The organism is Streptomyces sp. NPDC002825, from assembly GCF_040295385.1.
In the GTDB taxonomy this organism is placed as follows: Bacteria; Actinomycetota; Actinomycetes; order Streptomycetales; family Streptomycetaceae; genus Streptomyces.
The window spans coordinates 1-12,344 of the sequence record NZ_JBEOVH010000007.1 but is presented as its reverse complement, the minus strand read 5'-3'; the positions used below and the strand labels follow the sequence as shown (position 1 = coordinate 12,344).

11 protein-coding genes are annotated in these 12,344 nt (G+C 70.7%); 3 read left to right on the top strand and 8 right to left on the bottom strand.

Annotated elements, in window-relative coordinates:
* Window positions 1-98: 98 nt before the first annotated feature.
* Both ABT041_RS11620 and ABT041_RS11615 read right to left on the bottom strand, forming a co-directional pair.
* Window positions 99-965, bottom strand: coding sequence for a hypothetical protein (locus ABT041_RS11620; RefSeq protein WP_351182772.1), 867 nt, complete (start codon window positions 963-965; stop codon window positions 99-101).
* A 148-nt stretch (window positions 966-1,113) separates the two neighbouring features.
* Complete coding sequence (locus ABT041_RS11615; protein WP_351182770.1) at window positions 1,114-2,736, bottom strand: DUF2079 domain-containing protein; 1,623 nt, start codon at window positions 2,734-2,736, stop codon at window positions 1,114-1,116.
* A gap of 46 nt (window positions 2,737-2,782) precedes the next feature.
* On the opposite strand from ABT041_RS11615, the gene ABT041_RS11610 reads away from it, so the two are divergent.
* Window positions 2,783-3,928, top strand: a complete 1,146-nt coding sequence (locus ABT041_RS11610) for a winged helix DNA-binding domain-containing protein (RefSeq protein WP_351182768.1) — start codon at window positions 2,783-2,785, stop codon at window positions 3,926-3,928.
* Here the strand turns inward: ABT041_RS11610 and ABT041_RS11605 are convergent.
* Genes ABT041_RS11605 through kdpF form a run of 4 tightly spaced genes read right to left on the bottom strand, consistent with a single transcriptional unit; the run spans window position 3,922 to window position 8,445 of the window.
* Complete coding sequence (locus tag ABT041_RS11605) at window positions 3,922-4,572, bottom strand: potassium-transporting ATPase subunit C (RefSeq protein ID WP_351182766.1); 651 nt, start codon at window positions 4,570-4,572, stop codon at window positions 3,922-3,924. The genes ABT041_RS11610 and ABT041_RS11605 overlap by 7 nt on opposite strands.
* Before the next feature lie 6 nt (window positions 4,573-4,578).
* Complete coding sequence (gene kdpB / locus ABT041_RS11600) at window positions 4,579-6,690, bottom strand: potassium-transporting ATPase subunit KdpB (protein WP_351182764.1); 2,112 nt, start codon at window positions 6,688-6,690, stop codon at window positions 4,579-4,581.
* A complete protein-coding gene (kdpA, locus tag ABT041_RS11595) occupies window positions 6,687-8,351 on the bottom strand; it encodes a potassium-transporting ATPase subunit KdpA (RefSeq protein WP_351182762.1) in 1,665 nt (554 codons plus the stop codon). Before kdpA ends, kdpB begins: the two co-directional genes overlap by 4 nt.
* A gap of 4 nt (window positions 8,352-8,355) precedes the next feature.
* Window positions 8,356-8,445 carry a K(+)-transporting ATPase subunit F gene (gene kdpF / locus ABT041_RS11590; RefSeq protein ID WP_150264922.1) on the bottom strand — a complete coding sequence of 30 codons (90 nt, stop codon included), beginning with the start codon at window positions 8,443-8,445 and terminating at the stop codon, window positions 8,356-8,358.
* A gap of 417 nt (window positions 8,446-8,862) precedes the next feature.
* On the opposite strand from kdpF, the gene pucL reads away from it, so the two are divergent.
* Window positions 8,863-9,780: a factor-independent urate hydroxylase gene (gene pucL / locus ABT041_RS11585; protein ID WP_351182760.1), complete on the top strand. Its 918-nt coding sequence runs from the start codon at window positions 8,863-8,865 to the stop codon at window positions 9,778-9,780.
* Window positions 9,781-9,813: 33 nt separating this feature from the next.
* Here the strand turns inward: pucL and crcB (ABT041_RS11580) are convergent, their stop codons facing one another.
* Window positions 9,814-10,170: a fluoride efflux transporter CrcB gene (crcB, locus tag ABT041_RS11580; RefSeq protein WP_351182758.1), complete on the bottom strand. Its 357-nt coding sequence runs from the start codon at window positions 10,168-10,170 to the stop codon at window positions 9,814-9,816.
* On the bottom strand, window positions 10,167-10,583 hold the full coding sequence (gene crcB, locus ABT041_RS11575; RefSeq protein WP_351182756.1) for a fluoride efflux transporter CrcB: 417 nt from the start codon (window positions 10,581-10,583) through the stop codon (window positions 10,167-10,169). Before crcB (ABT041_RS11575) ends, crcB (ABT041_RS11580) begins: the two co-directional genes overlap by 4 nt.
* Window positions 10,584-11,027: 444 nt before the next feature.
* On the opposite strand from crcB (ABT041_RS11575), the gene ABT041_RS11570 reads away from it, so the two are divergent.
* The gene (locus ABT041_RS11570; RefSeq protein ID WP_351182754.1) at window positions 11,028-12,290 is read left to right on the top strand and encodes an IS701 family transposase; all 1,263 of its coding nucleotides are present in this window, start codon (window positions 11,028-11,030) and stop codon (window positions 12,288-12,290) included.
* Window positions 12,291-12,344 lie beyond the last annotated feature (54 nt).

Below are 12,344 nucleotides of genomic sequence, written 5' to 3'. Positions count from 1 at the left end.
CTCATGGTCCAGTCCTTCACACAACGCCGGGCGACGTGTTCGCAACGCCCGAGCGAGTCCTGGGTGAACGCGCGGTCCGCCCTCGTACGTCCTCCGCCCTAGTAACGGTCGAGGATGAGCTGTGTCTTGAGGATGTCGCCGTGGTAGAGCCAGCCGTTGGCCTCGGCGACGGCGATGGCGTCCGCGTGCAGGTCGGCCGCGTCGGCGTACGAGTCGGTCTTGAACGACAGCTCGACGACGTACTCCGTGCCCGTCCCGCCCGCGCCGACGACCGGCAGCACCTCGATGCTCGCGTCGCTGGAGGGTCCCCAGGCACCCCCGTACACCTTGGAGGTCACCGGGCCGTGGGCGCGCGAGGCCTGGAGGGTGGTCCTGCCCCAGCCGGCGCTGCCCCAGTTCTCCAGCTTGCCGGGGATGTCGTTGACGAGCCAGGTGCGGCCGGTGGTGCTCGTGGGCATCGCGGTGCCGGAGTAGCCGCTGGAGCTGTGGGACTTCTCGTTGGAGAAGCTCAGGGTCTGCTTGGCGTAGCCCCAGTCGACCTCGGCGTCGTAGTTGGTGTCACCGCTGTCGAAGCCGGCGGCGTTGGCCGTGGTGAGCGCGGCGTCGATGTCGCCGTTCGTCACGGGGAACCGCTTCTTGTACGTCTCCTCGAACGACGAACCGCTCTTGTGGCGGAGGCGGACGCTCCAGCCCTGGGCGTCGAGCGCGAGCGCGTCGGTGTCGTAGTAGCTGTACGAGCGGGCCTTGGCCGAACCGGTGATCCCGAAGGCGGACTTGACCGCCGTGCTCGGGGCGAAGCTCGCGTCGAGGGCCGCCGTGGTGAGGTTGATCTTCACCTCGTACGTCGGGACGGCGTTGGCCGCCGCGTACGCCGGCGTGGTCGGGGCGAGGAGTGCGGCGGCGACGGCGAGGGCGACGGCGGAGCCGACGGCGGCCGGGCGCGTGGCCCGAGGCAGGAAGGTCATGCGCCGATGCTCACGAGCGCGGGTGAGGACGGCGTGACTCGCGGACGTGGCCCCGGTGAACCGGACGGAACGGGACGGGGCCTGCCGCAGGAGCAGCCGAAAGCCTGCACCACAGCCGCGGGTTCGCTACCGGGACCGCCGAAAGGTCCTACCGCAGCAGCAGGTTCGCGCCCACGTCCTCCGGGACGGCCTCCCGGACGGGGGTGCTGTCCGGGCCCGGGCGGTGCATGCCGGGGATCGGTACGTCGTCCGTGCGGTGGAGGAGGACCGTGCCGTCCTGCTGCCAGGCCGTGGTGTAGCCGTGGGCGAGGAGGAGGTCGATCCGCTGCCTCTGTTCCTCCGGGGAGGCGAAGGGGAAGGTGCGGTCGTTCACCCGGAGGAGGACCCAGTCGGCGCCGCGTGGTGTCCGGTCGGCGATGACCACCTCCGTACGGGCGGTCAGCCGGGGCGCGATGGTGTTGTCGGCCTCGACCGTCGCCCCGTCGGGGATGAGCGCGGCGGCCGTGGCGAGGGGCCGTTTGTCCGGGGAGGGCCGCCAGGAATCCGGGCGGACGAGGAGGTTCAGGCCCAGGACGACGGCCGCGACGGAGGACAGGGCGAGCGCGGCGACCGCCCAGAGCCGTATGCCTCGGCGGCGCTCGTGCAGCCTGGCGAGGGTCTCCACGGCCGCCGTGAGCAGGATCGGCCACAGGAAGGCGTCGTAGTGGTTGATCACCGGCCAGTGGTTGGGGTTGTCGGAGAGGACGCGTTCCGCGAGGAGGGGGACGGCGAGCAGGAAGGTCGGGGAGCCCAGCGGGAGCAGGGCGAGGGTGCCCAGGATCCAGGCCACCATGGCGACCTTGACGAAGGGGGTGACGGCGACCTGGAGCAGCACCCGGGGGGCGCTGAGGACGTGGGCCAGGGCGTCCCCCGGGTCGGCGCCGAGGCGTCCGTACGACCAGTAGTAGCCCTCGGGGCCGCCCATGGCGGGGAGGAACCAGCAGATCGCGAGCGCCGACACCAGCGGTCCCGCCAGGGCCAGCGCGATCCCCGTGGCGCGGCCCGAGCGGTGGCCGGCGCGGTGGGCGCGGACGGCGAGGACGAGGCCGTACGCGCCGACGACGAGGCCCATGTCCTCCTTGGCCGTGCAGAGCAGGGCGGCCCAGAAGGCGGCCGCGCCGTACCTCTGGGCCAGGCCGCGTTCCAGCATGAGGAGGGCGGAGGGCACCGCGAAGGCGACCTCGTGGAAGCCGTTGTAGGCGGAGTCGAGGAGCGGCCAGCCGAGGGCGTACACGAGTCCGCCGAGGTCGGCGGCCCGGCGTACGACCACGGGTTCCGCGCCCGCGAAGGCGTGCCGGGCGATGCGGCGGACCGCCGGCACGCCCGCAGCGAACAGCCCTGCCTGGGCGAGGATCAGCGTCCTCGGGTCGTCCCAGAGCCAGTACAGCGGGGCGAGGAGGGCGAGCGCGGGGGTGAAGTGGTCGCCGAGGAGCGAGAAGCCGGGCGGGAACTCGTGGTGGACGTTCTTGATGGGCGACCTCGGCAGTTCGAGGTGCGCGTACGCCCGCACGGCCTGGTCGAAGATGCCGAGGTCGAAGCCCGTGGCCCGCAGGGCCGTCCAGGACTGGAGGCCGAGGGCGGCGCAGACGAGGAAGCAGTGGGCGGTGAGGGCCGGGCCCCTGCCACCGGCCCGCGACGCGCCCCGGGTCGGGGCGGAGGCCGCCGTCGCGTCCCGTTCTCCCGACGGGCGTGGGCGGGTCGGCAGGTGCGGCGGCGCGGATCCCATGGCCATGACATTACGTTGCGTTTCCATGGGGGCGGGGAGGGAGAATCCCGCCATGGTCATCTCCGCGCGCGCCCTCAACCGCTCGACTCTGCACCGCCAGTTGCTCCTGGAGCGCGCGCCGCTCGGTGTCGCGGACGCGGTACGGCGGGTGGTGGGCCTCCAGGCCCAGCACCCGGGTTCGCCGTACGTGGCGCTGTGGAACAGGGTCGAAGGCTTCGACCCGGACCGTCTCGACGGGGCCGTCTCCGGCTTCGAGTTGGTCAGGTCGACGCTGATGCGGCTCACGCTGCACCTGGTGCACGCCGAGGACTACCGGGCCTTCCGGGAGGCCATGGAGCCGACGCTGCGCGGCTCGCGGCTGCACGATCCCCGGTTCACGAAGGCGGGGTTCACGGCCGCCGACGCCGACGCGCTGCTGCCCGGCCTCCTGGCGTACGCCGGGAGCGCGCGGACCGGGGCCGAGCTCAAGCAGCACATCGAGGAGGGCCGGGGCGGGCCCGTGGAGAACGTGGTCTGGCGGATGGTCCGCCAGTACGCCCCGCTGTGGCACGCACCGACCGGCCCGCCGTGGTCGTTCGGCACCGCGCAGTCCTTCGTCACGGCGAGCGAACTGCCGGTGCTCCGGGACCCGGAGGCCTCCGCCGCCGGCCTCGCCGCCCTGCTCCGGCGCTACCTGGAGGGCTTCGGCCCGGCGTCCATACCGGACATGGCGCAGTTCACGACGGCACCCCGCGGCCTGGTACGGGAGGCGGTGAAGGCCCTGGAGGGCGAGCTCGACCGCCTGGAGGGGCCGGACGGAACCGTGCTGTACGACGTACCCGGGGCGGATCGGCCCGACGAGGACGTCCCGGCACCGCCCCGCCTGATGGCGATGTGGGACAGCGTCCTGCTGGCCTACGCCGACCGCAGCCGGGTCATCCCGCCCGAGTACCGCAAGCACGTCATCCGCGTGAACGGCGACACGCTCCCGACGCTCCTCGTCGACGGGTACGTGGCCGGGGTCTGGCGACCGGTCGAGGGCGGGATCGAGGCCTCGGCCTTCCACCCGCTCCCGGCCGGGGCGTGGGAGGCCCTCGCCGCCGAGGCCGAGTCGCTCGGGCGGCTGATCGCGGCCCGGGACCCGCACGTCTACCGCCGCTACGACCACTGGTGGGTCAAGGGGCTGCCGACGGTCGAGTCCCGGGTGATGGCCTACTGACCTGCCACCAGTTCCCTGAGCGCGGTGTTCAGTTCGAGGACGTTGACGCGGGGTTCGCCGATGAAGCCGAGGATGCGGTCGTCGGTGTGGTCGGCGACGAGCTTGTCGACCCGGGCGACGGGGAGGTGGTTCTTCTCGGCGACCCGGTGGACCTGGAGCTTCGCGTACGCCGGGGAGATGTGCGGGTCCAGGCCGGAGCCGGAGGAGGTGACGGCGTCGGCGGGGACGTCGGAGGGCTCGACGGTGTGGCCGGCCACCGAGTTGTCCTTGACGACGGCCGCCTTGGCGTCCTTCACCCACCGGATCAGATCGGCGTTGTCACCGGAGCGGTTCGTGGCGCCGGAGAGGATCAGCTTGTACCGGGTGTTGACGCTGTTGGCGCCCAGGCCGTTGGAGGGACGGGGCTGGAACCACTTCAGGTCCGGCTTGCCACCGGCCAGGTAGGTCTGGCCGATGAGTGCGGAGCCGACGACCTTGCCGCTCGCGTCCTTCACCTCGGAGCCGTTCGCCTTGCCGGGGAAGGCCACTTGGGCGATCGCGGTGACGGCGAGCGGGTAGAGCACGCCGGTGAGCACGGTCAGGACCAGGAGGGCGCGGAGTCCGGCCCACAGCAACCGTCCTGCGTTTCCTACGGAGTTGTTCATGATCGGTCAGCCGATTCCGGGGATGAGGGAGATGAGGAGGTCGATGAGCTTGATGCCGATGAACGGGGCGATCAGACCGCCCAGACCGTAGATCCCGAGGTTCCGGCGGAGCATCGAGTCGGCACTGGAGGGCCGGTAGCGCACGCCCTTGAGGGCGAGCGGCACGAGGGCCACGATGATCAGCGCGTTGAAGATGACGGCGGACAGGATCGCGGACTCCGGCGAGGCCAGGCCCATGATGTTCAGCTTGTCCAGCGACGGGTAGGCGACCGCGAACATCGCGGGGATGATCGCGAAGTACTTCGCCACGTCGTTGGCGATCGAGAACGTCGTCAGCGCGCCGCGGGTGATGAGGAGCTGCTTGCCGATCTCGACGATCTCGATGAGCTTGGTCGGGTTGGAGTCGAGGTCGACCATGTTGCCGGCCTCCTTGGCGGCCGACGTGCCCGTGTTCATCGCGACACCGACGTCGGCCTGCGCGAGGGCGGGGGCGTCGTTCGTGCCGTCGCCGGTCATCGCGACCAGCTTCCCGCCGGCCTGCTCGCGCTTGATGAGGGCCATCTTGTCCTCGGGCGTGGCCTCGGCGAGGAAGTCGTCGACACCCGCCTCCTCGGCGATGGCCTTCGCGGTCAGCGGGTTGTCACCCGTGATCATGACCGTCTTGATGCCCATGCGGCGCAGCTCGTCGAACCGCTCCCGCATGCCCTCCTTCACCACGTCCTTCAGGTGGATGACGCCGAGGACCCGTGCCCCGTCCGCGTCCTCCACCGCCACAAGCAGTGGCGTGCCACCAGCCTGCGCAATGGCGTCGGTGAGCTGCTGGGCATCCTTGGTGACCTCGCCACCGCGCTCCTCCACCCATGCCACGACCGAACCGGTCGCTCCCTTGCGGACCTTGCGCCCGTCGACGTCCACGCCCGACATGCGGGTCTGGGCGGTGAACTCGATCCAGGTGGCGTGGCTCAGCTCGCCCTGGTGGCGCTCGCGCAGCCCGTACTTCTCCTTGGCCAGGACCACGATCGAGCGGCCCTCGGGGGTCTCGTCGGCGAGCGAGGAGAGCTGGGCGGCGTCGGCGACCTCGGCGGCCGTGGTCCCCTTGACCGGGACGAACTCGGAGGCCTGCCGGTTGCCGAGCGTGATCGTGCCCGTCTTGTCGAGCAGCAGCGTGGAGACGTCACCGGCCGCCTCCACCGCCCGGCCGGACATCGCGAGCACGTTGCGCTGCACCAGCCGGTCCATGCCCGCGATGCCGATCGCGGAGAGCAGGGCCCCGATGGTGGTCGGGATCAGGCAGACCAGCAGGGCCGTCAGGACGATCATCGAGGTCTGCTTGTCGGCGCCCGCGTAGATCGCGAACGGCTTCAGCGTGACCACCGCGAGCAGGAAGACGATGGTGAGGGACGCCAGCAGGATGTTGAGGGCGATCTCGTTGGGCGTCTTCTGCCGGGCCGCGCCCTCGACCAGGTTGATCATCCGGTCGATGAACGTCTCGCCCGGCTTCGTCGTGATCTTGATGACGACCCGGTCGGACAGCACCTTCGTACCGCCGGTGACCGCGCACCGGTCGCCGCCGGACTCCCGGATCACCGGGGCCGACTCGCCGGTGATGGCGGACTCGTCGACGGAGGCGACGCCCTCGACGACGTCACCGTCGCCGGGGATGATGTCGCCGGCCTCGCAGACCACCAGGTCACCGATCCTGAGTTCGGTTCCGGGCACCTGCTCCTCGCCCTTGCCGTCCTTCGTCAGACGGCGGGCGACGGTGTCGGTCTTGGCCTTGCGCAGGGTGTCGGCCTGGGCCTTGCCCCGGCCCTCGGCCACGGCCTCGGCGAGGTTGGCGAAGATCGTTGTCAGCCACAGCCAGGCGGTGATCGCCCAGCCGAACCAGTCCCCCGGGTTCTTGAACGCCAGCGCGGTGGTGACCACCGAGCCGACCAGCACCACGAACATGACCGGCGACTTGACCATCACCCGCGGGTCGAGCTTCCTGACCGCGTCCGGGAACGACTTGACCAGCTGCTTCGGGTCGAACAGACCACTGCCGACGCGTCCGGTCTCGGCAGGCCTTCCGGTGGACGCCCCTGGCTGCGGGGGCCGGGTGGGAGTGAGGGTGCTCATGCTGCGAGTCCTTCGGCGAGCGGGCCAAGAGCGAGGGCCGGGAAGTAGGTGAGACCGGTGACGATCAGGATCGTGCCGACGAGCAGGCCGGTGAACAGCGGCTTCTCGGTCCGCAGCGTGCCCGCCGTCTCCGGGACGGGCGTCTGCTCGGCCAGCGAACCTGCCAGCGCGAGGACGAACACCATCGGCAGGAACCGGCCCAGCAGCATCGCGATGCCGATGGTCGAGTTGAACCACTGCGTGTCGGCGTTCAGACCCGCGAAGGCCGAACCGTTGTTGTTGGCGCCCGACGTGTACGCGTAGAGGATCTCGGAGAAGCCGTGCGCGCCGGAGTTGGTCATCGAGTTCGCGGGCGTCGGCAGGGCCATCGCCAGCGCCGTGAAGCCGAGCACCAGCGCCGGGGTGACCAGGATGTAGCAGGCGGCGAACTTGATCTCGCGGGTGCCGATCTTCTTGCCCAGGTACTCCGGCGTGCGGCCGACCATCAGACCGGCGATGAACACCGCGATGATCGCCATGATCAGCATGCCGTACAGGCCGGAACCGACACCGCCGGGCGCGATCTCGCCCAGCTGCATGCCCAGCAGGTTGATGCCGCCGCCGAAGCCTGTGTTGGAGGAGTGGAAGGAGTTGACCGCGCCGGTGGATGTGAGCGTGGTCGCGACGGAGAAGATCGCGGATGCGCCGATGCCGAAGCGGGTCTCCTTGCCCTCCATCGCGCCGCCGGCGATGTCGAAGGCCGGGCCCCTGCCCGCGAACTCGGTCCACATCATCAGGGCCGTGAAGACGAGCCAGATGGTGGCCATCGTCGCCAGGATCGCGTAGCCCTGCCGGATCGAACCGACCATCCGCCCGAAGGTGCGGGTCAGCGCGAACGGGATGACGAGGATCAGGTAGATCTCGAAGAGGTTGGAGAGCCCGTTGGGGTTCTCGAAGGGGTGGGCACTGTTGGCGTTGAAGTATCCGCCGCCGTTCGTGCCCAGCTCCTTGATGACCTCCTGCGAGGCCACCGCCCCGCCGTTCCACTGCTGCGACCCGCCCGTGAACTGGCCGACCTCGTGGATCCCGGAGAAGTTCTGGATCGCGCCGCACGCCACCAGCACCAGCGCGCCGACCACCGAAATCGGCAGCAGGATCCGTACGACCCCCCGCACCAGGTCCGCCCAGAAGTTGCCCAGCTCACCGGTACGGGACCGGGCGAAACCGCGGACCAGCGCCACCGCGACCGCGATGCCCACCGCCGCCGAGACGAAGTTCTGCACCGCCAGGCCACCGGTCTGCACGACATGGCCCATGGCCTGCTCGCCGTAGTACGACTGCCAGTTCGTGTTCGCCACGAACGACGCCGCCGTGTTGAACGCCTGGTCCGGATCGATCGACACGAACCCCAGCGACCCGGGCAGCGCACCCTGCACCCGCTGCAGCAGATACAGGAACAGCACGCTCATCAGGGAGAAGGCCAGCACCCCGCGCAGATAGGCCGGCCAGCGCATCTCGACGTCCGGGTTCGCACCGATCGTCTTGTAGATCCACCTCTCGGGCCGGTAGTGCCTCTCCGAGGCGTACACCTTCGCCATGTAGTCACCCAGGGGCCGGTACGACAGCCCCAGAGCGACGGCCAACGCCAGAAGCTGGAGCACTCCAGCAAGAACCGGACTCACGTGCTCAGAACCTCTCCGGCTTGACGAGGGCGAGGACGAGGTAGACCAGCAGGGCGGCCGCGACGAGCAGACCGACGATGTTCTCGGCACTCACAGCTTGGCCACCCCCTTGGCGATGAAGGCCACCAGTGCGAAGATCGCGACCGTGGTGACGACGAAGGCCACGTCGGCCATCGTGAGCTCCCGGATGCAGGAAGAAGGAAGAACGGATTCTCGGACAAGACGAGAAAACCGCTTTTCCGGCGACTCGCCGCCGCCGTTGACGTGCCCCTAACGCCGTCAATGCCCGTCTTGACGGTTCCCCTACGCGGGGGCCCTCCCCCATTGCCTGTGGCCGGAAGTGCACATATCTTCGAGCCGACACCTACGGACCGGGATGCTCGTCAGTCCCGGGGCGGTCCGCCGTTCACGGGCCGGACGGCGGGGAGCGCACCTCCAGGACGACGGAGGGTGCTGGACGCCGGGCGTACGGGATATCCGTATCCACGTACCCGCAGGAGCTGAGCAGCACATGAGCAAGCACGTCCTCGCCCAGAACCAGTACGGCAAGGCCGAGAACCGCATCGTCACGGTCACCCGCAAGGGCAACGACGGCGCGTGGCACGAGATCCGTGACCTGAACGTGTCGGTGGCCCTGCGCGGCGAGTACCGCGATGTCCATCTGACCGGTGACAACGGCAACTGTCTGCCGACCGACACCACCAAGAACACGGTCTACGCCTTCGCCAAGGAGCACGGCGTCGCCTCCCCCGAGGCCTTCGGCATCCTCCTGGCGAAGCACTTCGTGAGCTCCCAGGCCGTGATCCACGAGGCGCAGATCCGCGTCGAGGAGTTCGCCTGGGAGCGGATCTCGGTGCCGAGCCGCAAGGAGCAGCACTCCTTCGCGCGCAAGGGGCAGGAGGTCCGTACGGCGCAGATCACGTACTCGGAGACCACCGGCCTCCAGGTCCTCTCGGGTCTGAAGGAGCTGACGGTGATGAACTCGACCAACTCCGAGTTCCACGGCTTCATCAAGGACGAGTACACGACGCTGCAGGAGGCGTACGACCGCATCCTGGCCACCAAGGTGACGGCCCGCTGGGCGAACTCGGCCCCGGCGGCCGGCAATCCGGAGCACGACTGGGACGCCTCGTACGCGAAGGTGCGGCGCCACATGCTGGAGGCGTTCGCGGAGACGTACAGCTACTCGCTCCAGCAGACCCTGCACGCGATGGCGGACCGGGTCCTCGACCATGTCTCCACGGTCAACGAGGTCCGGCTCAACCTGCCGAACAAGCATCACTTCCTGGTCGACCTGGAGCCGTTCGGGCTGAAGAACGACAACGAGGTGTACTTCGCGGCCGACCGCATGTACGGCCTGATCGAGGGCACCGTCCACCGTCAGGGCGTCCAGCCGGTGATCGCGACCAGCGACTGGATCACCGCCTAGCAGGCACCACGGTCCGGCCTCACCGCGTAGCGGTCACCACAGCCTGGTCGCCGTCTCCACTCCCAGCCATACGGCTCCGAGTCCGGCGGCCAGGCTCCCGGCCGCGTTCAGCGCCGCGTAGCCCTTCGCCCCGTTCTCGTACAGCCGGAACGTCTCGTACGAGAAGGTGGAGTACGTCGTCAGCGCCCCGCACAGGCCCGTGCCGAGCAGCAGGTGCGCCTGCGCCGAGGTGACGCCGGTCAGCAGTCCGAGGACGAACGAGCCCACGACGTTGACCGTGAAGGTGCCCCACGGGAAGACCGAGTCGTGGCGTGCCTGGACCGCGCGGTCGGTGAGGTAGCGCAGGGGTGCGCCGACGGCGGCTCCCGCCACGACGAGCAGCCAGTTCACGCGTGCCGCCCCCCTCTCCGTACGAGCGCCCGGGCCGCGGTGACGCCCGCCCAGACGGCGGCGAGGGCGGTGAGCAGGGTCCCGCCCAGATAGAGGAGGCCCCGTGTCGGGTCGCCCGCGCCCAGCAGGCGCTGGGTGTCCAGGCTGTACGTCGAGAAGGTGGTGAACCCGCCGCAGAAGCCGGTGCCGAGGAAGGGCCGGAGCAGCGGGTGCGGGGCGGTCGTGGTCTCGGTGAGCAGGACCATGAGGACGCCGAGGAGCGCGCAGCCGCAGGCGTTGACGGTGAGGACCGTCCAGGGGAAGGCGCCGTCGGGGGTGGGCCAGGCGAGCGAGGCGCCGTAGCGTGCGGACGCGCCGAGGGCGCCGCCGGCGGCGATCACCGCGACGACCGGCAGTTCTCTCCGCAGCGCCATGCGCCCCAGGTTAGGGCCTGTCCCGCGGACCCGGCCATGATCCGCCGGACAGGCCCCAAGGGTCCCGGCGGGCGCCGGTGGCGCGAGGCGAGGCGCACAGGCACGGTCCCCGGCCTGGGGCATTAACCGGGGTCCGGCCCGTGCAGCCTCGCTCTGCGATGGTCCGGCCACGCCGTGCGACGGGTCAAAGCCGGGCCGGTGAGTCTGTCAGATCCCCCCGCGGGGTATTCGCCAGGTGCCCCGGGGGTATTGCGGGAGCCCATGACGGGGGTCCGTGCCAGGGCGCCGGCGGGGGCTCTGACCTGCGCGGACGGAGGGGGAGGTGGTCCGGCCACCATCAGGAATCCATTTCGGGTGCCGGGTACACCTCGTCCCGGCGGGCGGGGGCGGGCGAGGGTGGTGGAGCAGCGGGAGGGAGCTGCGCAACCTTCGGGCAGGAGTGTCGTGAGTACATCCGTCGCAACCAAGCGCAGGGCCGCCACCGGGGCCGTAGCCCCGGCCGTGCCCCTGGGCGTCGTCAGGTCCTCCGGCGGCGCGGCCGATTCGCGCGAGGACGTCTACGCCGAGCTGTGTGCCGCGCTGTTCTCCGGCTTCCCGCGCCGCGACCAGCGGCTGAAGGCCGAGCAGTACCTGCACGGTCTGCTCACGGCGCAGGGCCGCAAGTCGATCCGCAACATCGCCGCGCAGATCGGCGGTCCCGCGGCCGAGCAGAGCCTGCACCACTTCGTGTCCAGCTCCACCTGGGACTGGCAGCCGATGCGGGCCGCGCTCGCCAAGTACCTGGAGCGGAACAGCTGCCCGCAGGCGTGGGTGGTGCGGCCGATGCCCATCCCGAAGGCCGGGGAGCACTCGGTGGGCGTGGACCGGAGGTTCGACCCGGAGCGCGGGCAGGTCTTCCACGGGCAGCAGGCGTTCGGGGTGTGGTTCGCGAGCGACGAGCTGAGCGTGCCGGTCAACTGGCGGCTGTTCCTGCCGGATCCCTGGGTGAACGACCGTACGCGGCGCGACCGCGCGGAGGTTCCGCAGGAGGCCGGCGAGGAGACGCTCGAGGAGTGCGCGGTCGCGGCGGCGCTGGACACGGCCCGCTGGAGCGACGTCACCCGCAAGCCGGTGCTGCTCGACATCCGGGGCGGTGCGGGGCGGGCGGCCCTGACGCGGCTCGCCGGGGCGGGTGTGCCGGTGGTGGCGCGGATCAACCCGGGTTCGCGGCTCGCGATCGCCGACCGTTCCCTGCCGGGCTTCGGCGCGGGTCCGCTGTCCGCCGTGCAGATCCTGGAGTCGCTCAAGGGGCTGCGCAGGCCGGTGAGCTGGGTGGACACGGTGGCGGGCGCGCGGACCTCGCGGACCTCTCTCGCGACGGCCGTGCGGGTCGCGCTGCCCGCGCCGGGCGGCGAGCGGATGCGTCCGCTGGTGCTGCTCGGTGAGTGGGACGACCCGCGGCGGGCCCCTGCCCGGGTGTGGATCAGCGATCTGACGAACTCCCCGGTGGGTTCGCTGGTGCGGATCACGAAGCTGGGCCGCCGGGTGGAGCGGGACTTCGTGGAGGTCGGCGAGGGGGCGGGGCTGCGGGACTTCGTGGGCCGATCGTTCCGCGGCTGGCACCGTCACATCACGCTGGCCTCGGCGGCCCACGCGGCGACGGTCATGGCCGGCGGCTGGGACGCGTCGTACGACACGGGCTACGCGTCGCGACGCTCGGCGAGCTGAGACCCGGGCCTGAAGTTCGGAACCGCGCGATACGGCTGACCCGCGGGTCAGCCG